This is a genomic window from Nitrogeniibacter mangrovi (assembly GCF_010983895.1).
In the GTDB taxonomy this organism is placed as follows: Bacteria; Pseudomonadota; Gammaproteobacteria; order Burkholderiales; family Rhodocyclaceae; genus Nitrogeniibacter; species Nitrogeniibacter mangrovi.
Map to the genome: position 1 here is coordinate 2,904,332 of NZ_CP048836.1, position 22,875 is coordinate 2,927,206.

17 protein-coding genes, 1 other RNA gene and 1 pseudogene are annotated in these 22,875 nt (G+C 67.3%); 3 read left to right on the top strand and 16 right to left on the bottom strand.

Features of this window, described 5'->3' with window-relative positions:
* Positions 1–214: 214 nt before the first annotated feature.
* The 4 genes and pseudogenes from G3580_RS13505 to G3580_RS13520 all read right to left on the bottom strand — a co-directional run.
* On the bottom strand, positions 215–1,375 hold the full coding sequence (locus tag G3580_RS13505) for a porin (protein WP_173766319.1): 1,161 nt from the start codon (positions 1,373–1,375) through the stop codon (positions 215–217).
* A 177-nt stretch (positions 1,376–1,552) separates the two neighbouring features.
* A complete protein-coding gene (locus G3580_RS13510; RefSeq protein ID WP_173766321.1) occupies positions 1,553–3,280 on the bottom strand; it encodes an autotransporter assembly complex protein TamA in 1,728 nt (575 codons plus the stop codon).
* A 43-nt stretch (positions 3,281–3,323) separates the two neighbouring features.
* A complete protein-coding gene (putA, locus tag G3580_RS13515; protein WP_173766323.1) occupies positions 3,324–6,986 on the bottom strand; it encodes a bifunctional proline dehydrogenase/L-glutamate gamma-semialdehyde dehydrogenase PutA in 3,663 nt (1,220 codons plus the stop codon).
* A gap of 263 nt (positions 6,987–7,249) precedes the next feature.
* Positions 7,250–8,178, bottom strand: a pseudogene (locus tag G3580_RS13520) (class 1 fructose-bisphosphatase); the annotation flags it as partial.
* Between the two features lie 123 nt (positions 8,179–8,301).
* On the opposite strand from G3580_RS13520, the gene G3580_RS13525 reads away from it, so the two are divergent.
* Positions 8,302–9,570, top strand: a complete 1,269-nt coding sequence (locus tag G3580_RS13525) for a D-amino acid dehydrogenase (protein WP_173766324.1) — start codon at positions 8,302–8,304, stop codon at positions 9,568–9,570.
* A 58-nt stretch (positions 9,571–9,628) separates the two neighbouring features.
* Here G3580_RS13525 and G3580_RS13530 read toward each other — a convergent pair whose 3' ends face one another.
* Entirely contained in the window at positions 9,629–10,093 is a 465-nt protein-coding gene (locus tag G3580_RS13530; protein ID WP_173766326.1) for a hemerythrin domain-containing protein, read from the bottom strand.
* A gap of 149 nt (positions 10,094–10,242) precedes the next feature.
* On the opposite strand from G3580_RS13530, the gene G3580_RS13535 reads away from it, so the two are divergent.
* Entirely contained in the window at positions 10,243–11,439 is a 1,197-nt protein-coding gene (locus G3580_RS13535) for a glycosyltransferase (RefSeq protein WP_173766328.1), read from the top strand.
* Between the two features lie 38 nt (positions 11,440–11,477).
* Here the strand turns inward: G3580_RS13535 and G3580_RS13540 are convergent, their stop codons facing one another.
* The 9 genes from G3580_RS13540 to dnaX form a co-directional block, all read right to left on the bottom strand.
* Positions 11,478–11,915: a ClpXP protease specificity-enhancing factor gene (locus G3580_RS13540; RefSeq protein WP_173766330.1), complete on the bottom strand. Its 438-nt coding sequence runs from the start codon at positions 11,913–11,915 to the stop codon at positions 11,478–11,480.
* A gap of 62 nt (positions 11,916–11,977) precedes the next feature.
* Positions 11,978–12,574, bottom strand: a complete 597-nt coding sequence (locus G3580_RS13545) for a glutathione S-transferase N-terminal domain-containing protein (RefSeq protein ID WP_173766332.1) — start codon at positions 12,572–12,574, stop codon at positions 11,978–11,980.
* Between the two features lie 97 nt (positions 12,575–12,671).
* Entirely contained in the window at positions 12,672–13,427 is a 756-nt protein-coding gene (locus tag G3580_RS13550; protein WP_173766334.1) for a cytochrome c1, read from the bottom strand.
* Positions 13,427–14,698 carry a cytochrome b gene (locus G3580_RS13555; RefSeq protein WP_173766336.1) on the bottom strand — a complete coding sequence of 424 codons (1,272 nt, stop codon included), beginning with the start codon at positions 14,696–14,698 and terminating at the stop codon, positions 13,427–13,429. Before G3580_RS13555 ends, G3580_RS13550 begins: the two co-directional genes overlap by 1 nt.
* A gap of 3 nt (positions 14,699–14,701) precedes the next feature.
* Positions 14,702–15,295 carry a ubiquinol-cytochrome c reductase iron-sulfur subunit gene (petA, locus tag G3580_RS13560; protein WP_173766338.1) on the bottom strand — a complete coding sequence of 198 codons (594 nt, stop codon included), beginning with the start codon at positions 15,293–15,295 and terminating at the stop codon, positions 14,702–14,704.
* 218 nt (positions 15,296–15,513) lie between these two features.
* Positions 15,514–16,707, bottom strand: a complete 1,194-nt coding sequence (locus tag G3580_RS13565; protein WP_173766340.1) for a CaiB/BaiF CoA transferase family protein — start codon at positions 16,705–16,707, stop codon at positions 15,514–15,516.
* A gap of 13 nt (positions 16,708–16,720) precedes the next feature.
* Positions 16,721–17,326 (bottom strand): recombination mediator RecR, encoded by a 606-nt coding sequence (gene recR / locus G3580_RS13570; RefSeq protein ID WP_173766342.1) that lies wholly within the window; start codon positions 17,324–17,326, stop codon positions 16,721–16,723.
* A gap of 111 nt (positions 17,327–17,437) precedes the next feature.
* The gene (locus G3580_RS13575) at positions 17,438–17,761 is read right to left on the bottom strand and encodes a YbaB/EbfC family nucleoid-associated protein (protein ID WP_173766344.1); all 324 of its coding nucleotides are present in this window, start codon (positions 17,759–17,761) and stop codon (positions 17,438–17,440) included.
* A gap of 26 nt (positions 17,762–17,787) precedes the next feature.
* Positions 17,788–19,641: a DNA polymerase III subunit gamma/tau gene (gene dnaX / locus G3580_RS13580; protein ID WP_173766346.1), complete on the bottom strand. Its 1,854-nt coding sequence runs from the start codon at positions 19,639–19,641 to the stop codon at positions 17,788–17,790.
* Between the two features lie 355 nt (positions 19,642–19,996).
* On the opposite strand from dnaX, the gene G3580_RS13585 reads away from it, so the two are divergent.
* Positions 19,997–20,908: a ZIP family metal transporter gene (locus G3580_RS13585; protein WP_217424500.1), complete on the top strand. Its 912-nt coding sequence runs from the start codon at positions 19,997–19,999 to the stop codon at positions 20,906–20,908.
* Positions 20,909–20,966: 58 nt separating this feature from the next.
* Here G3580_RS13585 and ffs read toward each other — a convergent pair.
* Positions 20,967–21,065: signal recognition particle sRNA small type (gene ffs, locus G3580_RS13590), an RNA gene on the bottom strand.
* 70 nt (positions 21,066–21,135) lie between these two features.
* A complete protein-coding gene (locus G3580_RS13595; RefSeq protein ID WP_173766348.1) occupies positions 21,136–22,812 on the bottom strand; it encodes an AMP-binding protein in 1,677 nt (558 codons plus the stop codon).
* Between the last annotated feature and the right edge of the window lie 63 nt (positions 22,813–22,875).

Sequence of the window (22,875 nt, forward strand, 5' to 3'; positions counted from 1 at the left end):
GGTGCCGGACGGCCCACGGCAGGGCCGGCTTCCGCCGGCCAGCGATCGGCGGCAAGGGACTGGCGGGTTGAAGCCCGCCCGACGCACCCCACGCCATCGACCACACAACGAAACCCGGTGGCGGCAAGTCGCCCGAAACACAACGCGACCGGGCGTACACAAAAAAACGGCCACCCGAAGGTGGCCGTTTTCAGTTCGGATCGTCGGGAGACGATTAGAACTTGTGGGCGATACCGAGATCGAAACCGCGGGTACCGTAGCCTTTGCCGGTAGCACCGTAGGCGTTGGCAGCCGGGCTGATGGTCACAGCCGCGTTGTCGTCGTTGCGGATGGTGCCGTAGTCGACGTAGAAGTTGGTGCGCTTGGACAGCAGGTAGTCAGCACCAATACCGAACTTCTTGGTTTTGGACTTGTTAACTTCGCGGTCTTTGGTCTGACCATAGACGGCCTTCAGCACAACATTGCTGCCAATCGGCGCCTTCGCACCGAGGAACCAAGAACGATAGTCGGCGACGGTGCCAGCACCAGTGGCTTTGACTTTGTTGATGTCATACAGGGCAGACACTTTCACCACGCCGAAGTCGTAGGCACCAGCGATCGTGGTCACAACTTCCTTGTCAAAGTAGATGGGAGCCGCAACAGTATTCAGATTGACGGTCTTGCCACCCTGAGCATACACACGCTCCCAGTCGAGGTTCGCGCTGATCGGGCCGTTGGCGTAGGTCAGCATGATGGTGTTCAGGCGCAGGTCACCGCGGTTACCATCGTGCTCCTGACCCTGAGCCAGACCAGCGAAGCCGAGACCGTTGCTCGCACCAATGTTCGAGCTATACGCAGCGACCACCGAGAAGCCACCGAACGACGGGGAAATGTAAGCAACCGCGTTGTCAGCACGATCGACCTGACCGGTGACTTGCGTGAAGTTACCCATGCCGCCGCCCGCGAACGGATCGTACTTGTTGAAGACGCCATAACGCACGCCGTCCAGACGACCACCGACCACGGTACCGAAGCCGCCGGTCAGGCCGACGTAGGCGTGACGCGAGCCGTTCAGGCCGCCGTTGGTGTCGTTGGCGATCGAACCGAATTCGAGTTCGAAGATGGCCTTGAGGCCGTTGCCAAGATCCTCAGCACCCTTGAAGCCCAGACGGCTGCCGCCTTCCATACCGGAAGCGAATTCAGTTTTGCCATCAGTCGCAGCGGGGTTGTAGCTGGCACTGGCCGGATCCGTCAGAGCGTTCTTGACGCCACCACTGGTGCCGGTACGGGACATGAAACCGTAGTCAATCCGACCGTAGATGGTCACGTTGGACTGAGCAAAAGCCGGAGCGGCCATCAGGCCGGCGACGGCCAGAGCAATCAGTTTCTTCTGCATGGATTTCTCCTGTGTTTTAGAAGTAGGGACTCGCTTCTCTGAGCCCGACTGACCTCTCAAGTCGAGAAGTTGTTGCAATCATGCAAAGCGCAAGGGGTGGCTAGCAAGCGAAAGGGCCGTTTATTGGGGGTGTGCCGCGGCGCGGTGTTGCTTTTGCGCAACAACGCCGGAGTTCGGTCAGAACGCGATCGCGATGGAGAAATGCAGGCGGACCCGGCGGTCGGCCTCACCGTACGCCAGATCGGCGGCCAGGGGGCCGGCAGGACTGCGCCAGCGGGCACCGACGCCGTAGCCGCGCTTGAGGCTCAGGCGGGCGCGCTCGTCGGCCGCGTCGCCAGCGTCCACGAAGGCGGCCACGCCCCAGTCGTTGGCCCACCAATGGGTGTATTCGGCGCCCAGCACCGCCAGGTAGCGGCCGCCGACGACAGCATCGCCCTCGCGCACGCCGAGGCTGTTGTACTGGTAGCCACGCACGCTCTGGGCGCCGCCGGTGCGGAACAGGAAGTCCTGGGGAATGCCGTCCCGGCCGGGCGCACGGGTCATGCCGCCTTCGGCCCGCAGCAACACCACGTCCCGTTCGCCCACCGGGTGGTACCAGGCCACGCGACCGGACAGGCGCAGGAAGTTCTGATCGGAGAAGGCGGCCTTGGCGCCGCCGCCGATCTGGCCGGAGATCACGTAGCCGTCGCGGGGGTTGAACAGGTCGTCCACCTGTCGCAGGGTCCACGTCCAGTTGAGCGTCAGGGCCTTGTTGCGGGTGCGCTCGGCGCCATCGGGCGAATAGATTTCGCGCTGGAGCTTGAGCGCCAGGTGGGTTTCGATGTTGCCGCGCTGGTGACGCCGCGCCGCACCGATGGCCAGGGTCTGTGTGGTCAGCCCCTGGGCTCGGGTGCGCTCCGACTGGGCTCCAAAGCTGTCCTGTCCGCCGCCGCGCGCCGGCGGCAGGAAGACGTCGGCGAACAGCAGCTGGTGGCGCTGCTCCAACCGCAGTCCGGTGTCGAGTTGCCAACCGCGATCGAACAGGTTGGCGTCGCGGTAGCTCGTCTCGGCCCGGTAGCCGTTGTTGCTGCTGTAGCCGGCACCGAACTCGATGCGGCGGGGCTTGGCCTCCACCAGCGCCACGTCGATCGGCACCTGCTCGGTCGCGCCATCGGTGGGCAGGCTCACCCTCACCGAGGCGAAATAGGGCGTGGCCTGGAGGGCCCGCTGCAGATCGAGCAACGCGTCGCGATCATAGGGCGCGCCCGGCGCGATCGGGTTGTAGCGGCGCACCAGTTGCGCGTCGTATTCGGACAGGCCGTCGATATGCAGCTCGCCCATGGTGTAGGCGGGGCCGGAATCGACCACCAGTTGCAGCCGGGCCGCCTGTGCCGCCGGGTCGATGGTGGCCTCGGTCTCGGTGAACCGGGCGGCGGGGAAATCGCGCACCGACACTTCATCGAGCAGCCAGCCCTTGGCGGCATCCCAGTCGGCCTGGCGGAACGGCAGCCCCGGCTTGAGGGGCCAGGCCTGCTCGATCCGCGCGCGCCGCTCGGCATCGGCAGCGCGTTCGATCTGACCGGCGAAGCGGATGTCGACGGTGTCGATGTGGGTGCGCGGCCCGGCGTCGATGCGCAGACGCACCGGCATGCCTTCGCCTTCACGGCGGATGGTGGGCGAGAAATACCCTTCGGTGGCGAGCAACCCGGTGATCTCGCTACGCGCGCGGCGCACCAGGGCCTGCTGCTCACGTGGCCCGGGGTCGGCGCCAATGGCATCCTCGCGCAGCACCGTCAGATGCTTGTCCAGCAGCGGGCGCAGCGGCGCGGCCACGTCCAGCGTGACCGGCGCCTCGGCCCGGGCCACCGGGGCAGCGCAGCACAACATCAGCACGAACAGGCGCACGGCCCGGCTTGAGACACTCATGCCCGCGATTGTAGGGCGTCCGCGCCGGGCGCGTGATGCCACGTCAGGCCGGCAGGGCCATGAGACCGGCGTTGCCGCCCGCGGCGGCGGTGTTGACGCTGACGCTCCGTTCCACGATCAGGCGCGTCAGATCGTAGCGGGGCGACGGCGTGAGCAGGCCGATCAGGGCGCCGGTCCCGGCGGCGAGGCGCTGGCGCAGGGCCTCGGCATCGGCACGGGCGCCATCGAACAGCACCACGTCCGGCGCGGCGGCGAGCACGTCCGGGACCCAGTCGATGCAGGCGGCCACCGCTGCCGGCAAGGCGTCCAGGCGGGTGCGCAGCACCGGTTCGTCGGCGATCAGGATGCGGTTGTCGGTGGCCAGCGCGGCGGCCAGCTGATGGAGCAGCGCCCGCAGATCGGTCGTCAGCGCGCCGGCACGCCCGCGCGGGCGGAAATGCAAGCGGTTTTCCTCGCCCGTCGGCCCCGGCAGCAGGCAGCTGCGGTTCGCGAGCGAGGCTTCGCCGTAGCCGGCGACCAGGCCGATGAGCGCGTTGATCTCGCCCTCACTGAGCAGCCCGGCGGAATCGGCCACCAGCCAGGCCTCGAAGGCGTCGAGCTGGGGGTGGAGCGCCGGCGACAGCCGCGGGATGGCCGGTGGCGCCGGCTGGCGTACGAGGCGTTGCAGATACAAGGGGCCACCCGCCTTGGGCCCGGTGCCGGAGCGCCCTTCCCCACCGAAGGGCTGCACCCCGACGACGGCACCGATCATGTCGCGATTGACGTAGATGTTGCCGGCACGGGCCTGGGTCACCACGGCGTCGATGCGCTCGTCCACGCGCGAATGGATGCCCAGGGTCAGGCCGTAGCCGGTGGCGTTGATGGTCTCGATCAGTTGCGGCAGCGCGTCGGCACGATAGCGCAGCACATGCAGCACCGGGCCGAACACCTCGTCCTCCAGGCGCGCGAGGCGATCGAGCTCGATCAGGGTCGGCGGCATGAAGTGGCCCGGGGTGTCGGGCGTCAGCGCCACACTGTCGCAGGCCATGCCGGCCGCCGTCATCGCCGCCACATGGTCACGCAGGCGATCGAGTGCGGTGGCGTCGATCACCGGACCGATGTCGGTGCGCACATCGGCCGGATCGCCGACGCGCAGTTCGCGCATGGCGGCACGGATCATCGCCAGCAGCCGGTCGGCGACCTCCTCCTGCAGGCACAGCACCCGCAGCGCCGAGCAGCGCTGGCCGGCTGAATCGAAGGCGGAGGTGAGCACGTCGGCCACCACTTGTTCGGGCAACGCCGAGGAATCGACGATGAGGGCGTTCTGACCGCCGGTCTGGGCAATCAGCGGAATGTCGCCGCGCTGCGCGAGCACCCGGGCGATGTGCCGCGCGGTGTGGGTCGAGCCGGTGAACATGACACCCCGGGTGCGCGCATCGGCCACCAGCGCCTCGCCCACCCCCGCGCCGGCTCCAGGCAGGCACTGCAACACCGCCGCAGGCACGCCCACCGCGTGGAACAGGCCCACCGCGCGGGTGGCCATCAGCGGCGTCCGCGCGGCCGGTTTGGCCACCACCGGGTTGCCCGCCACCAGCGCCGCCGCCACCTGGCCGACGAAGATCGCCAGCGGGAAATTCCACGGGCTGAGGCACACCACCGGCCCGAGCGGCACCGTCGCCTCACCCCACGGCATCTGCCGCGCCTGCTGGGCGTAGTAGCGGCAGAAGTCGACCGCCTCGCGCACCTCGGCCAACGCGTTGCGCCAGGATTTTCCGGCTTCCCGGATGGCCAGCGCCATGAGGCCGAGACACTCGCGCTCCATGGCGTCCGCGGCGCGTTCGAGCAACAGGGCCCGGTCCGCCACCGGTGTGCGTGCCCAGCCCTCGGCGGCCTGCGCCGCCATCTCCAGCGCGAGGGCCGCATCGGCGGCGTCGGCCGCGCACACGGTGCCGACGACATCCGCCGGATCGGCCGGATTGCACACCGGCGCCGGCGCCGCGCGATCGCCGGTGGCGGCCGCGATCATCGGCACCGCCTCGGGGCGGACCTCGCGGCTCGCCGCAATGGCCTCGACGATGGACTGGCGCACCGGCTCGCTGGCCAGATCGAGCCCACGTGCCGCGCGGCGCCCCGGACCGACCACATCCACCGGTAAGGGGATCGCCGGATGCGGCGCACCAGCGGTGACCGCCGCGGCCACCACCGGATCGGCCACCAGGGCGTCGACAGGCACCTCCTCGTCCACGATGCGGTTCACGAAGCTCGAGTTGGCGCCGTTTTCGAGCAGGCGCCGCACCAGGTAGGCCAACAGGGTCTCGTGGGCGCCCACCGGCGCATAGATGCGCACCTGACGGCCGAGGCCGTCGGGCGTGACCACCTGGTCGTACAGGGTCTCGCCCATGCCATGCAGGCACTGGAACTCGTAGTCGCCCGGATGGTAGTCGCCGCCGATCAGGTGACACACCGCCGCCAGCGTGTGGGCGTTGTGGGTGGCGAACTGCGGATAGACCAGATCGCACGCATCCAGCAGCGTGCGCGCGCAGGCCAGGTAGGCCACGTCGGTGTGCACCTTGCGGGTGAACACCGGGTAGTCGGCGAGGCCGTCCACTTGCGCCCGCTTGATTTCGGTGTCCCAGTAGGCCCCCTTGACGAGCCGCAGCATGAGCCGGTGACCGCTGCGGCGCGCCAGCGCAATCAACGCGTCGATCACGCGCGGCGCGCGCTTCTGGTAGGCCTGAACCACAAAGCCGAGCCCGTGCCAGCCGTCGAAGGCCGGATCCATGGCCAGGGCCTCGAACACGTCGAGGGACAGTTCCAGCCGATCGGCCTCCTCGGCGTCAAGACTGACCCCGATGTCGTACTCGCGCGCGAGCAGAAACAACTCACGCACCCGGGGCAGCAACTCGCCCATCACCCGGTCGCGCTGCGACCAGCGGTAGCGCGGATGCAGCGCCGAGAGCTTGATCGCCATGCCGTTGCCATCGATGACGCCGCGGCGTGCGTTACCCTGGCCGATCGCATGGATGGCCTCGGCGTAGCGCGCGAAATAGCGTTCGGCATCGGCCGCAGTGACGGCCGCCTCGCCGAACAGGTCGAAGGCGTAACGATAGCCGCGTGCTTCGCCGAAGCGCGCGGTTTCGAGTGCGGATGGGATGTCCTGGCCGATGACGAACTGCTCGCCCAGCACCCGCATGGCCAGATCCATGCCCTTGCGCACCAGGGGCTCACCGCCCCGGTGGGCCAGCCGGCCCAGGGCCGCGCGCAGGCCACGGGTTTCGGTGCCGCCGACGAGACGCCCGGTGATGAGCAACCCCCAGGCCGCGGCATTGACGAACATGGAGGGGCTGTGGCCGATGTGCGCCTGCCAGTCACCGGCGGCCAGTTTGTCGCGGATGAGCCGGTCCGCGGTGTCCGCGTCCGGCACCCGCAGCAGTGCCTCGGCCAGACACATGAGCGCCACGCCCTCATGGGTGGACAGGGAGAATTCGCGCATGAGCGCGTCGACGCCCGAGCGGTGCACCCGGGCCGCCCGCACCCCCGCCACCAGCGAGCGGGCCAGCGCACGTACCTGCCCGGCCTGGGCTTCGGTCAGCCGGGCGGCGAGGATGAGCGGTTCAAGGCATTCGGCCTCCGGCGCACGGCAGGCGGCGTCGATGGCCTGGCGCAGGGGGCCACGCGGCGACGCGGGCAGCGCGGCGGCCTCCCTGGATAGCGGGGTCGGTGTCATGAGCGACTCCTTGCGTCGGTCGGCGCGACGCTTGTGGCGTCACCGACCCTGTGAGGGGATTGTCTTCTCTCATTCAAGCCGCTGAGGCCCGACAATCAACTTCCGTTGCTGTGACCAGCGGCAAGTACCGACGTTCGGGCACAAAAAAACCGCCCCGGAGGGCGGCGTTTGCCAGATGAGCCACGCACGGATCAGGCGTCGAGGTGATAGCGGGTGACCCGCTCGACCTCGTTGCGCGAACCGAGGATCACCGGCACGCGCTGGTGCAGCCGCTCCGGCTGGAGGGAGAGGATGCGCTCGCGCCCGGTCGTGGCCGCGCCGCCGGCCTGCTCCACGAGCATCGCCATGGGGTTGGCCTCGTACATGAGCCGCAGCTTGCCGCCCTTGTCCTTGCATTTGGCGTCGAGCGGGTACATGAACACGCCCCCCGGGTGAGGATGCGATGCACGTCGGCCACCATCGAGGCCACCCAGCGCATGTTGAAATCCTTGCCGCGCGGGCCGGTCTTGCCGGCCTGCAGCTCCGCCACGTAACGCTGCACCGGCGCTTCCCAATGGCGCGCATTGGACGCGTTGATGGCGTATTCGCCGGTGTCTTCGGGGATGGTCATGTTCGGATGGGTGTAGATGAAGCTGCCCATCTCGCGATCGAGCGTGAACGCATGCACCCCATGGCCGACGGTCAGCACCAGCTGAGTCGAGGGGCCATACACCGAGTACCCGGCCGCCACCTGGGTCTCGCCGGCCTGCAGAAAGTCCGCCTCGGTCGGATCGGTGCAGTTGCCGGGGCAGCGCAGCACCGAAAAGATGGTGCCGACGGACACGTTCACGTCAATGTTGGAGGAGCCGTCGAGCGGATCGAACAGGAGCAGGTAACCGCCCTTGGGATAGTCGCGGGGGATGGCCTGGACGGTCTCGACCTCTTCGGAGGCCATGGCCGCCAGATGGCCGCCCCACTCGTTCGCCTGGATCAGGATGTCGTTGGCGATCACGTCGAGCTTCTTCTGTGCCTCGCCCTGCACGTTGTCGGACCCGGCCTCGCCCAGCACCCCGGCCAGCGCCCCCTTGGAGACATTGACGCTGATCGCCTTCACCGCCCGGGCCACCACTTCGATGAGCAGACGCAGGTCGGCCGTCATGTGGCCTGCGCGCTGCTGCTCGATGAGGAACTGGGTAAGGGTGACACGCTGCATGGGGAGCACTCCGGAATGGCAATGAACGGGGTCAGGCGGATTATCCCGTTTTCCGGTGCCGACTGCACGTTGGCGGTATCATCGGCTCTCCCGATCACGAACCACCCGCCCCTGCCACCGTTCATGCACGTCCTCGTCCTCGGCGCCGGCCTCGCCGGCGTGACCTCCGCCTGGTATCTCAAGCGCGCCGGCTTCGACGTCACCGTCGTCGACCGCCAGGACGCGCCGGCCATGGAGACGAGCTTTGCCAACGGCGGGCAGATTTCGGTCAGTCACCCGGAGCCGTGGGCCAACCCGTCCGCGCCCATGACGGTACTGCGCTGGTTGGGCAAGGACGACGCACCGCTCAAGTTCAGCCCGCATGCCGATTGGCGCCAATGGGCCTGGGCCGCGCGTTTCCTGCGCGAATGCCTGCCCTGGCGTACCGAGCGCAACACGCGCGCCATCGCCGCCCTGGCCCGCTACAGCCGGCGCTGCCTGGCCCAGTTGCGCGACGAGGCCGGCCTCGACTACCCGCACACCGAGCGCGGCATCCTGCATCTGTTCTTCGAAGCCGACGACGTTCGCGCGATTCCCGCGCGGGTCGCCGTGCTGGCGCAACACCAGATCCGCGCCGAGGCGTGTGACGCGGCTCGCTGCGTGGAGATCGAACCGGCGCTGGCGCACATGGCGCAGCCACCGCTGGGGGGCATCTACGCGCCGGACGACGAATCGGGCGACGCCCACGCCTTCATCGACGCGCTCGCCGCACGCCTGCAGGCCGACGGGGTCCGTTTTCGCTTCGGCACCCGCATCGAGGGCATCGACCACCAGGGCGATCTGGTCGAAGGCGTGCGCGTGGTCGCTGCCGACGGCAGGCCCGAGCGGATCGAAGCGAACAGCTATGTGGTCTGCCTGGGCAGCTACAGCCCGATGCTCGTCGCGCCCCTGGGCGAACGGCTGCCCATCTATCCGGTGAAGGGCTATTCGATCAGTGTTCCGGTCGTCGATGCCGCGCGCGTCCCCGAGGTCAGCCTCACGGACGAGGCCCGGCGCATCGTCTGCTCGCGCTTCGGCGACACCCTGCGGGTGGCGGGCACGGCCGAACTCAATGGCTACGACCTGACCCTGGACCCGCGCCGCAGCCGCGGCCTGATCGAATGGGTGGCCTCCCGGTTCCCGGGCGGCACCGATCTGGATGCCGCCCAGACCTGGTGCGGCCTGCGCCCGACCACTCCGGGCAACACGCCGCTGATCGGCAAGAGTGGTCTGCTCAATCTCTACTACAACACCGGCCACGGCACCCTGGGCTGGACCCAGGCCTGTGGCTCGGCCGCCGCCCTGGCCGACCTCATGTCGGGCACGCCCCCGATCCCGGATTTTCCGTTCCTGGGCACGCGCTTCGACGGTTGAGCGTCAGCCTCGTCGGGCAGGTTGAAACCCGCCCACCGTCCGGCACCCACGGTGTCCTTCAGCCGCAGGCGCTGCCTTCCGCGGTCGAGCAGCTGACCCCCGAGAGTTTCTCCGGATGGGCGATGTCACCGCTGCCGGTATCGAAACCGATGGTCTCGAGATGGAAGGCCAGGGCCGCATCCATGCCCGAGGCATGGTTTTCGAACCACGGCGGCAACTCCTCCACCAGACGGCGCCCCAGCGCCATGTCGCCGGCCGCGGCGAGCCGGCGCACATCGCGCAGCACGGTGAGCACCCGGTCGTGTTCCGCCTTGTGGCAGCCCGGGAAGTTCACCGCCGCCATCCAGCGGTTTTCCTGCTCGAAGTGCTCGACCGTGTGTGCGATGAAGGCGTCCAGACAGTCGATGAAATCGGCCTCCGGCGCCTCCGCCAGGGCGTTGTAGCACTCCACGAACTCCCGGTGGGTGGCATCCATCGGCGCCAGCCCCAGTTCCAGGGTGTCGTTCCATTCCATGCGTTTCATTGCTGATTCCTCGTGCTCGATTCGGCCTCGACGCTACGCCAAAGGCAAGATGTACGCGGTGATGCAGGTCAACTTCCCTGAATCGCCTGCAAACAAACCGTCATGCACCTCCACTAGATTGGCGCTTCCCGAGCGAGGAGCCGCCCTTCATGAATGTGTTGATGCTGTCAGATGTGTATTTTCCCCGAATCAATGGCGTCAGCACCTCGATCGAAACCTTCCGCCACGCCCTCGCGCCCCACGGGGTGAGCACCACCCTGGTGGCGCCGGCCTATCCGGCCCAGCGCGACGACGACGGGAGCATCATCCGGATTCCCTCGCGCTACCTGCCCATCGACCCGGAAGACCGCATCATGCGCCGCGCGGCGATCCGCAACACGGTGGCACGGCTGCGCGAACTGGCACCGCGGATCGTGCATGTGCAAACCCCTTTCGTCGCCCACTATGCGGGCATCGAAATCGCCCAGCAGCTCGGGGTGCCTTGCGTGTGCACTTATCACACCTTTTTCGAGGAATACCTCTACCACTACGTGCCCTTCGCCCCGCGCACCTGGCTGAAGGCCGCGGCACGGCGCTTCTCGCGCACCCAGTGCAACGCGCTGGACGCGATCATCGTGCCCTCCTCGGCCATGCGCGACACCCTGGCCGCCTACGGCGTCACCCGGCCGATGCATGTGCTCCCCACGGGCATCCCGATGAACGGGTTCCATGGCGGCGACGGCGCCTATTTCCGCGAACGCTACGACATCGACCCGGACGCCCGCATGCTGCTGTTCGTCGGCCGGGTCGCGCATGAGAAGAACATCGGCCTGCTGATCGACATGGTCGACCGCCTGCGCCGGGCCCAACCGAAGGCGGTCCTCGTCGTCACCGGCGAAGGCCCCGCCCTGGCCAGCCTGCGTGCCCACAGCGAACGCCTCGGACTCGACGCCCATGTGCGCTTCCTCGGCTACCTCGACCGGCATCACGAGCTCCATGACTGCTACCGCGCCGCCGACCTGTTCGTGTTCGCCTCGCGCACCGAAACCCAGGGCCTGGTCCTGCTCGAAGCGATGGCGCTGGGCACACCGGTGGTTGCCGTGGCCGAAATGGGCACCCGCGACATCCTCGGGCCGCAACGCGGCTGCCGCATCGCGCCGGCCGAGGCCGACGGTTTCGCCAGCACCGTCGACACCCTGCTGCGCGATGATCCGCTGCGCCGACAGCTGGCCCACGACGCCCACGAATATGCCCGCACCTGGAGCGCCGACGTCATGGCCGGGCGCCTCGCCGCCTTGTATCGCGACATCGTCGGCGAGGCGTCGTCGCCTGCCGCATCCTCGCCCCGTGCGCGCAACGCCGCCTGAACAAAAAACCCCGCCTTCGGCGGGGTTGTCAGGTCGATCTACTTGACCACCTTCAGGTGGCCACGTCCTCCCCCGCCGGGCGCGCCGTCGTCCGGCGGCTCGGGGGCATCGACCGACTCGATCTCCGGATCCGCTTCGACGTCCGACGGCACCTCGTCCTCGACGGCGGTCACTTCGAAGGCCATGCCCTGACCATTCTCACGCGCGTAGATGGCGATCACGTTGGCCACCGGAATGCTCAGGGCGTGGGCCACGCCGCCAAAGCGTGCCTGAAACCGGATGACGTCATTGCTCATGTCGAGCTGATGCGTGGCATCCGGGCTGACGTTGAGCACGATCTGGCCGTCCTTGGCGCTCCCGGGCGGCACCCGCGTGTTCGTGTCGACCATGGCCGCCACGTACGGGGTATAGCCCTGGTCAATACACCATTCGTAGATGGCGCGAATCAGGTAGGGTTTGGTGGAGATATCGGACATGGCGGGTTGCAGCTCCTGTGAAAGGTCCCCGGCCACCGGCCGGGAACCATCGCCTCGACACCTCAGCGGCGCATGACCTTCTCGGATGGGGTCAGTGCGTCGATGAAGCCCTGGCGGCTGAAGATACGCTCCGCATATTTCATGAGCGGCGCCGCCGCCTTGGGCAGCTCGATGCCATAGTGCTCCAGGCGCCACAGCAGCGGTGCGACCGCCACGTCGAGCATGGAGAACTCCTCGCCGAGCATGAAGGTCTGCTTGGTGAACATCGGCGCCAGCTGGGTGAGCTGATCGCGGATGTTCGCACGTACCTTGTCGGCGCCCTTCTGGTTCTTCTCGAGCACGTCGATGTCGGCAAACAGCTCCTGCTCGAAGGTATGCAGCAGCTGGCGCGCCCGTGCCCGCATGATCGGGTCGGGCGGCATCAGCTGGGGATGCGGAAAGCGCTCGTCGATATACTCGTTGATGATGTTGGCCTCGTGCAGCACCAGGTCGCGATCGACCAGCACCGGCACGCGGTTGTAAGGGTTGATTACGGCAATGTCTTCGGGTTTGTGATCCAGGTCCACGTCAATGACCTGGAAATCCATCCCTTTCTCGAACAGCACGATCCGGCAACGGTGGCTGAAAGGATCCGTCGTTCCGGAGTACAAATTCATCATGTCAGTGTCAGCTCCATGAATGCTGAACGCCGCATGCCCGGGGGCATACGGCGCAAAACTACGACCATCGGGCCGCGCCGACGCGGCCCGGACGGCTTTAGTGGATGTCCCGCCAGTAGTTCTTCTTGAGCGCGTAGCTCAGGACGAACAAGCCGGCGAGGAAAGCCAGGACCCACCAGCCGATCGCCTTGCGCTGCTCGGCCATCGGCTCGCCCATCCACACCAGGAAGGACACCAGGTCGGCCACGGACTTGTCGTATTCCTCGACCGTCAGTTTGCCCGGCTTGGCCAGCTCCAGCTCGATCTCCTTCATCTTGCCGCCGTGACCGTCGTCCTTCTCGCTCACCTTGCCGATCTGGTCACCCTGCAGCTGCCACAGCACGTGCGGCATGCCGACGTTCGGGAACACGATGTTGTTCCAGCCGGTCGGGCGGTTCGGGTCGCGATAGAACGAACGCAGGTAGGTGTAGAGCCAGTCGGCGCCACTTTCCTTGGTACGGGCGATCAGGGTCAGGTCCGGAGGGGCTGCACCGAACCAGGCCTTGCCGTCGGCACGGCGCAGGGCGATCTTCATCTGCTCGCCGATCTTGTCAGCGGTGAACATCAGGTTGTCCTTGATCATCGTCTCGGACAGGCCGATGTCTTCCAGGCGGTTGTAGCGCAGGCCACTGGCGCCATGGCAGTTCAGACAGTAATTGACGAACAGCTTGGCACCATGCTGGAGCGAGGCGCCGTCCATGCTCACGGGCGCCTTGTCCAGCTGCAGTTCCCCGGTGTTTGCCAGCGCCAGCGCCGGTACGAACAGCACCGCGGCAAGCAGATGCTTCACGAGTTTCATTGCACGCGTTTCCATCAGTGAGTCACCCTTTCCGGTTCCTGTTTGTAGCTGTCCCACTTGCTGTACCAGGGCATCAGCAGGAAGAACGCAAAGTACAGCACGGCGCAGATCTTGGAGGTGGTATCACGCGGCCCGCCGTTGTCGGGCGGCAGCACCCCCAGGTAGCCGAGGATCGCGAAGACGATCACGAACACCACCAGCGCGATCTTGAAGATCGGGCCCTTGTAGCGGATCGACTTGACCGGGCTGCGATCCAGCCACGGCAGCGCGGCGAAGATCAGCACCGAGGCCCCCATCGCGATCACGCCCCAGAACTTGGCGTCGAGGCCGAACAGCGGATAGGTCACGGCACGCAGGATCGAGTAGAACGGCGTGAAGTACCACACCGGCGCAATGTGCGGCGGCGTCTTGAGCGGATCGGCCGGGATGAAGTTGTTGGCTTCGAGGAAGTAGCCGTGCCCTTCCGGCGCGAAGAACATCACCGCGCTGAAAACGATCAGGAAACCGACCACACCGACGATGTCCTTCACCGTGTAGTACGGGTGGAAGGGGATGCCGTCGAGCGGGATGCCGTTGGCGTCCTTCTTCTTCTTGATCTCGACCCCGTCCGGGTTGTTGGAGCCGACTTCGTGCAGCGCCACGATGTGGGCGACGACGAGACCGATCAGCACCAGCGGCACGGCGATGACGTGGAAGGAGAAGAAACGGTTCAGGGTCGCGTCCGAGATCACGTAGTCACCACGGATGATCAGGGACAGATCCGGGCCGACCAGCGGAATCGCGGAGAACAGGTTCACGATCACCTGCGCGCCCCAGAACGACATCTGGCCCCAGGGCAGCAGGTAGCCCATGAAGGCCTCGGCCATGAGCGCCAGGAAGATGGCGACGCCGAACAGCCAGATGAGCTCGCGCGGCTTGCGGTAGGAACCGTAGAGCAGACCCCGGAACATGTGCAGATACACCACGATGAAGAAGGCCGAAGCCCCGGTCGAGTGCATGTAGCGGATCAGCCAGCCGCCCGACACGTCGCGCATGATGTATTCGACGGACGCGAAGGCCACCGGGATACCGGCCGCATTGAGCGAAGCATCCGGCTTGTAGTTCATCACCAGGAAGATCCCGGTGACGATCTGGATCACCAGCACCAGCAGGGCCAGGGAGCCGAAGAAGTACCAGAAGTTGAAGTTTTTCGGCGCATAGTACTCGGACAGATGCGCCTTCCAGGTCGACGTCAGCGGGAAGCGCTCGTCGATCCAGTTCAGCAGAGCTTGAGATTTGGTCGTCATGACTTAGGCCGTCCCATCTTCACCAATCAGGATTGTCGTGTCCGTCAGATACTTGTGCGGCGGAATCACCAGGTTCGTCGGTGCCGGCTTGCTCTTGAACACGCGTGCGGCCAGATCGAAGGTGGAGCCGTGACAGGGACAGAGGAAACCGCCCAGCCAGTCGGCGCCCAGGCCGCTCTCCTCGCCGGTCGCGAACTTGGCGGACGGCGAGCACCCCAGGTGCGTGCAGATCCCGACCGCGATCAGATACTCGGGCTTGATGGAGCGCGTCTCGTTCTTGGCGTACTCGGGCTGCTCCGACTTGTCGGAATGCGGATCGGCGACGCGATCGTCGAGTTTCGGCAGCGAGGCCAGCATCTCCTCGGTGCGGCGCAGGATCCACACCGGCTTGCCACGCCACTCGACGGTCATCATCTCGCCCGGTGCGAGCTTGCTGACATCGGCCTCGACCGGCGCACCGGCCGCCTTGGCACGCTCGGACGGCGTCAGGCTGGCAACAAAAGGCACCGCCGTCGCCGCGGCCGCCGCACCACCGGCGACCGACGTAGCCAGCAACAACTGCCGACGGCTACTGTCCATCTTTTCTTCAACGCTCATGAGCCATTTCCCCGAAATAGGAAGCAAAAATCCCTAGCAAAAAACCGCAAAATTATAACGAATACGGCAGTGCAGAAAAAGTCCGATCTGCCGGAATCCTTTCAAATCATGCGCTTACGTCATATTTTTGGCACCAGCACACGGCTTACCCGCCGCCGCTGACCCGTTTTTTGCTGCAAAACAGCAATTGTGCGCCGCACAGAATCGCCTGCCTTGCGTTAGATCACGCCGGCGACCCGCAATGCTTCGATACGCTCCGGCCGGTAACCCAGCGCCGCCAGGACCGCGTCGGTGTGCTCCCCCAGGGCCGGCCCCGGCCATTCGGTGCCGCCCGGCGTGTCGCTCAAACGCGGCACGACGCCGGGCGCCTTCACCGAGGCGCCATCGGGCAGCGACAGGGGCTCGAACATGCGCCGCGCGATGAACTGCGGATCGGCCATCATGTCGGCGATGGAATACACCGGCGAGGTCGGCACGTCGGCGGCCTTGAGGGTGTCGATCACCGCCGCGGCATCATGCCGCGCCACCCAGTCGTCGATGGCGCCGTACAGCTCAGCGGCGCGCGCGTCGCGGCCGGCGTTGTCGACCAGTGTCGGGTCGTCGGCCAGATCCGGCCGGCCGATCGCCGTCATCAGGCGCTTGAAGATCGCATCGCCGTTGCCGCCGACGATGATGTGCCGGCCATCCTTGGAGGTGTGCGTGTTCGAGGGCGTGATGCCGGGCATCACGTTGCCGGTACGCTCGCGGATGAAGCCGAACATGTCGTACTCGGGCACCAGGCTCTCCATCATGGCGAACACCGCCTCGTACAGGGCCACGTCCACCACCTGCCCGGCGCCGCCGTGCACCTCGCGATGGCGCAGCGCCATCAGCGCCCCGAGCGCCGCCCACAGGGCGGCAATGGAATCGCCGATGGAGATGCCGGTCTTGACCGGCGGCCGGTCCGCATAGCCGGTGATGTAGCGCAGCCCGCCCATGGATTCGCCGATGGCGCCGAAGCCCGGCTGGTCGCGGTAGGGCCCGGTCTGGCCGAAGCCGGACAGGCGCACCATCACCAGGCCCGGGTTGTCGGCCTTGAGCGTCTCCCAACCGAGCCCGAGCTTCTCCATCACCCCCGGGCGGAAGTTCTCCACCACGATGTCGGCGCCGGCGACCAGCTGGCGGGCGACCTCGACCCCTTCGGGCGACTTGAGATTGAGCGTCACCGACTGCTTGTTGCGCGCCTGCACGTACCACCACAGCGAGGTGTCGCCATGCAGCTTGCGCCACTTGCGCAGCGGATCGCCGGTGCCCGGAGTCTCGATCTTGATCACCTCGGCACCGAATTCGGCCAGCACCCGGGTGCAGAACGGACCGGCGATCAGGGTGCCGAATTCGATCACGCGGACGCCGGCCAGCGGTTTGTCCGTCATCCTGCGGTCTGCCTCAGGTCTCGTCGGCGACCGCGCGCCGCTCGAGCAGGGCCTGGGCGATGGTGCCGATATCGGTGTGTTCGAGTTCGCCGCCGACCGGTACACCACGCGCGATGCGGCTCACCTTGAGGCCGCGCGCGCGCAGCAGTTCGCCGACGGTGTGTGCGGTCACCTCGCCCTCGTTGGTGAAGTTGGTCGCGAGGATCACCTCCTCGACCACCCCGTCCGACGCACGCTCGACCAGCTTGTCGAGCTTGAGCTCGCGCGGGCCGATGCCGTCGAGCGGCGACATGCGCCCCATGAGCACGTAGTACAGCCCGTTGAAGATATGGGTCTGTTCCAGCATGGCCAGATCGGAGGGCATCTCCACCACGCACAGCAGGCGGTGGTCGCGCTGCGGGTTGGCGCAACGCTGGCAGATTTCCTGCTCGGTGAAGGTGTTGCACTTCGCGCAGTGACGCAGGGTATCGAGCGCATGGCCCAGCGAGGCCGCCAGCCGCGCCGCGCCCTTCTGGTCACGCTGGAGCAGATGGTAGGCCATGCGCTGGGCCGACTTCGGGCCCACACCCGGCAGGCAGCGCAGCGCTTCGATGAGGGCGTCGAGGGCGGAAGGCGTCATGTGACTGGGCGTACCCGTAGGTCGGACTTCAGTCCGACAAACCGGGCTGCATCCGCCGCCGCGGCCGGACTGAAGTCCGACCTACGGTTCCAAGGAACATGGGCGCTCCGTTCAAAACGGCAGCTTCATGCCGGGCGGCAGGTTCAGGCCGGACGAGAAGCCCGCCATCTTCTCCTGCGTGGTCGCCTCGACCCGGCGCACGGCGTCGTTGAGCGCCGCCGCGACCAGGTCTTCGAGCATTTCCTTGTCGTCCATCACCGACTCGTCGATCTCGACCCGGCGCACGTCGTGCTTGCAGGTCATGGTGACCTTGACCATGCCGGCGCCCGACTGGCCCTCGACCTCGATGTGTGCGAGTTCTTCCTGCGCCTTCTGCAGGTTTTCCTGCATCTTCTGGGCCTGTTTCATCAGGCCGGCAATGCCGCCTTTCATCATGGCATCTACTCCAAATCAAGCGTGTTTCAGAGGGGGCGCACCGACGATTCCTGCAAGGTCGCGTCGAAGCGCTCAATCATTTCCTGGACGAAGGGATCCTGTTCCAGCGCCGCCACCGCTTCGGCGTGGCGCACCTGGCGGATCGCCGCGTCCCGCTGTGCGGGCGTCTCGCCGGCGATGCGGCCGATCTCGATGCGCAGCCGCACGGGCCGGTCGAAATGCTGGTTGAGCTCGGCCTGCAGGCGATCGACGTTGGTCGCCATCGCCATCAGGTGCTTGTGCGCCTCGCCCAGGGTGAGGCGGATCTCGCCGTCGGCCATGCCGCCCCATTCGCAGTGCTGGGCCAACTCGCGCACCATGCCCTTGAGGCCCAGCTCGCGGATCAGCCCATGCCAGTCCAGTTCACCTTCCACGGCACGGCTCGGGGCCGGGGCCGGGGCCGGCGCTGCAGGGTTCTCATGGACCGGCGAGACGGCGGCCGGTTTGGCGGTAGCCACGGGCGGCGGCGACATCGCCCCCTCATGCGCTTCGTCAGGCAATGGACCGGACGGTGCGCCGTGATCCATCGCTTCGGGCGGCAGATCCTCCCAGGGGGGGACGTCTCCCACCGGAGCCGGCGCGGGCGTGGCCACCGCCTGCGCCACCGGCGGCACGCTGGCGACCGGCACCGGCGGGGCGGGCGCGGGTTTCGGCGCCGGGGCCGCGGTGCGCGCGGGGGGTGCCGTAACGGCGAGCGCGGCGGGGGCCGCCCTTTTCGGCTGCGGCGCAGCCGATCCACCGCCACCGGCCGCGCCGCCGGCATCCGGGCGGAACGCATGCAGGCGCAGCAGGGTCATGGTGAAACCGGCGTACTCGTCGGGCGCCAGCGGCAGTTCGTCACGACCGTGAATGGCGATCTGGTAGGCCAGCTGGAGAAATTCCGGGTCGAAGGCGTCGGCGTAGGGCTGCAGACGCTCGGCCTCGAAGGCGTCGGTGACCGCTTCGGGGGCGAACTGGAACACCGCGATGCGCTGCAGCAGCGAGGCGAGCGACTGCAGCGCCGCTTCGAAGGACAGGCTGCGCGCCTCCATCGCCGCGGCGGTCTCGAGCATCGCCGCCACGTTCTCGTCCCTGAGCGCGTCGAGCAGGGCGAACAGGTGATCGTCCCCCACGGTGCCGAGCATGGCCTGCACCGCCTCGTCCTCCACCTTGCCGGCGCCGTGGGCGATGGCCTGGTCGAGCAGGGACAGCGCGTCGCGCATGGAACCGGCTGCCGCCTTGGCCAGATGGCGCAGCGCCGCCGGCTCGGTGGGCACGCCCTCCTGTTCGAGGATGCGGGCGAGGTGTTCGACGATGTGCCCCTGCGGCATCTGCTTGAGATTGAACTGCAGGCAACGCGACAGCACCGTGACCGGAATCTTCTGCGGATCGGTGGTGGCGAGGATGAACTTGATGTGCTCGGGCGGCTCCTCCAGCGTCTTCAACATGGCGTTGAAGGCGGAGTTCGAGAGCATGTGCACCTCGTCGATCACATACACCTTGAAACGCCCACGGGTGGGCGCGTAGGTGGCGTTCTCGAGCAGCTGGCGCATCTCGTCCACGCGGGTGTTGGTGGCCGCGTCCACCTCGAGCAGGTCGACGAAGCGTCCGGCGTCGATCTCCTGGCAGGACGCGCACTGCCCGCAGGGCGTGGGCGTGATGCCGGTCTCGCAATTGAGCGCCTTGGCCATGATGCGCGCGATAGTGGTCTTGCCGACGCCGCGCGTGCCCGTGAACAGATAGGCGTGATGCAATCGCCCGGTCTCGAGCGCATGCGTCAGGGCCCGTACGACATGCTCCTGGCCGACCAGGGTGTCGAAGCTCTTGGGGCGCCACTTGCGGGCCAGGACTTGATAGGACATGGGCGGAATTCTAGCAGGCCCGCCCGGGGTGAACACGGCGAGTTCACCCCGGCGATCAAAAACGCCAATCCATCGGATGCTGACCATCCATTGGCGCAGGCAATCGGCACGCACCACGATGAAAGCGTGCTACCACCGAGGCGTCGCCGACTGGCATCAGCCTCGCATCGAGATCCCGGAACCGGTGATCGACTGGCTCGCCACCCAGGCGCAGCGGCGCCGAGACACCCCGGCCAGCGCATCCGCACCCGCCGCCGCCCATTGGCTTTATATATCGAATTGGTAAATGCAATCCATTGGATCAATCGCCCGCACCCCTCCACACTGAAGTCATGTACTCAGGGAGGGACGTCACATGTCCGCACAGGAAATCAAGCAACTGGTGATCGGCACCGGCGGGCGCAAGCACCCGGTGGCCGAAGCGGTGGGCATGCTGGTGCTGCTCGTCGGCGTGCTCGCGCTGGCCATCGGCGGCGTGCAGGCCCACGGCGATCCGGTGGTCGCGGCGGCCTTGCGCGGCGGTCTGGTCGCCGCACTGGCGACCGCCGCCGGGGGCGTGCCGGTGCTGCTCGCACGCCGCATCGGCGACAAGACCGTGGACACCCTGCTCGGCTTCGGCGCCGGCGTCATGCTCGCCGCCACCGCGTTCTCGCTGGTGATTCCGGCCCTCGACGCCGCCGGCGCCCTCGGCATGGGCACCTGGAGCGCCGGTGGCGTGGTGGTCGCCGGCCTCCTCCTCGGCGCTGGCGCCCTGCTCTTCGCGGACCATGCGCTGCCCCACGAACATGTGGAGAACGCACTGATCGAGGGGCGCGGGCGCGCCGACCTGACCCGCGTGTGGCTGTTCGTGGCGGCCATCGCCCTGCACAACGTGCCCGAAGGGCTGGCCATCGGCGTGGGTTTCGCCCAGGACGAGATGCGCAAGGGGGCGGCGCTGGCCGGCGGCATTGCCATCCAGGACATTCCCGAGGGGCTGGTGGTGGCGGCCGCGCTGGTCAGCGCCGGCTACGGGCGAGTCTTCGCCTTCGTGGTGGCGGCGCTCACGGGGCTGGCCGAACCGGTGGCCTCGGTGATGGCGGCGAGCCTGGTCGGGGTGTTCGTGAGCGTCCTGCCCTGGGCGCTGGCCTTCGCCGGCGGTGCGATGCTCTTCGTGGTCAGCCACGAGATCATCCCCGAATCGCACCGTCGGGGCCATGCTTCCCTGGCCACGTCGGGGCTGACCGTCGGCTTCGCCTTGATGATGCTGCTCGACACCGCCTTGGGCTGACACGCCGGGGCGCAACAAAGCGAAACGCCGACCCGAAGGTCGGCGTTTCTGTTGTTGGGGTGGCGAGCCAAACCCCCGGCACTTGCAGGAAACGGCTGTGGCTGCTGCGTTCCCGCCCTGACCAGGTTCACCGCGCTGCAATGCGGGGAGACCCGCCACGCCGCGCATTGTATCAGGTTCGGCCCTCGCGGTTGGTATCACTTCGGCGCGGGCGACCGCGGTGCTGGTTACTTGAGATCGGGGAAATCGTCCTCGCAGAACTCCAGCGCCCCCCGCTCGGCCCGTTGCGCCTCCCGCTTGCGCAACTCGACGCGACGGATCTTGCCGGAGATGGTCTTGGGCAGATCGGCGAACTCGAGCCGACGGATGCGCTTGTAAGGCGCCAGATGCGCGCGCGTGAACGCGAGGATGTCGCGCGCCAGTTCGGCGCTCGGCGTCTGCCCGGCGACCAGGATCACGAAGGCCTTGGGCACGGCCAGGCGAACCGGATCGGGGCTGGGTACCACCGCAGCCTCGGCCACGGCCGGATGCTCGATGAGCACGCTTTCGAGCTCGAACGGGCTGATGCGATAGTCGGAGGCCTTGAACACGTCGTCGGCGCGGCCCACGTAGGTGATGTAGCCGTCGGCGTCGATCTCGGCCACGTCGCCAGTGTGATAGAAGCCGTCACGCATCGCTTCGGCGGTCTTGGCCGCGTCACCGGCGTAACCGCGCATGAGCCCCACGGGGCGTGCGGCCAGGTCGAGGCAGACTTCGCCCTCCTTGGCGGGGCGGCCGTCGTTGCCGATCAGCGCCACCGTGTAGCCCGGCAGCGGTCGCCCCATCGACCCCGGCTTGAGCCGCTGCCCCGGCGGATTGCCGATCTGGGCGGTGGTTTCGGTCTGGCCGAAGCCGTCTCGGATGGTGATGCCCCAGGCCTTTTCCACCTGCTCGATCACCTCCGGGTTGAGCGGCTCGCCGGCACCGATCAGTTCGCGCAGCACCACCGGATAGGCCGCCAGATCCTGCTGGATGAGCATGCGCCAGACCGTGGGCGGAGCGCACAGGGTGCTGATCTCGTACTTGACCAGCACCTCCAGAAGCGCGGCGGCATCGAAGCGGGTGTAGTTGTAGAGGAACACCGTGGCGCCGGCGTTCCACGGGGCGAAGAAGCAGCTCCAGGCATGCTTGGCCCAGCCCGGCGAGCTGATGTTCATGTGCCGGTCGCCGGGTTGCAGGCCGATCCAGTACATGGTCGACAGGTGCCCGACCGGATAGGACTGGTGGCTGTGCTCCACGAGTTTGGGTTTGGAGGTGGTGCCCGAGGTGAAATACAGCAGCAGCGGATCATCCACCGGGGTCGGGCCATCGGGCACGAAGCGGGTGTCGGCCGCGTAGGCGTCCTCGTAGGCCAGCCAGCCGTCCTGAGCACCACCGACGACGATACGGGTGAAGCCGGTCTTGCCCTCGAATTTGTCCACATGCGCCGTGCCGATCACCGCGTGCCTGACCTGCCCCCGCGCGAGGCGATCGTCCAGATCGTCGGGCGCCAGCAAGGTGGTGGCCGGAATCAGCACCGCACCGAGCTTGATGGCGGCGAGCATGGTCTCCCACAGGGGCACCTCGTTGCCCAGCATCACCAGCACCCGGTCCCCGCGCACGACGCCCTGGGCACGCAGCCAGTTGGCCACCTGGTTCGATCGGACCGACATCTGCGCGAAGCTCAGCTTCGCTTCGCGACCGTCCTGCTCGACGATCCACAGGGCCGGCTGGTCGTTACCCTCGGCCATGACGTCGAAGTAGTCGATCGCCCAGTTGAACTGCGTCAGCGCCGGCCAGCGGAACTGCGCGTAGGCGGTGTCGTAATCGGTGCGATGTTCGAGCAGGAAGTCGCGGGCCGCGATGAACGGGGCTGCAGCACTCATGGAATCGTCTCCTTCGTTATGGGCATCATGGTGCGCGCCGACATCGCCCTGACCATGCCGCCA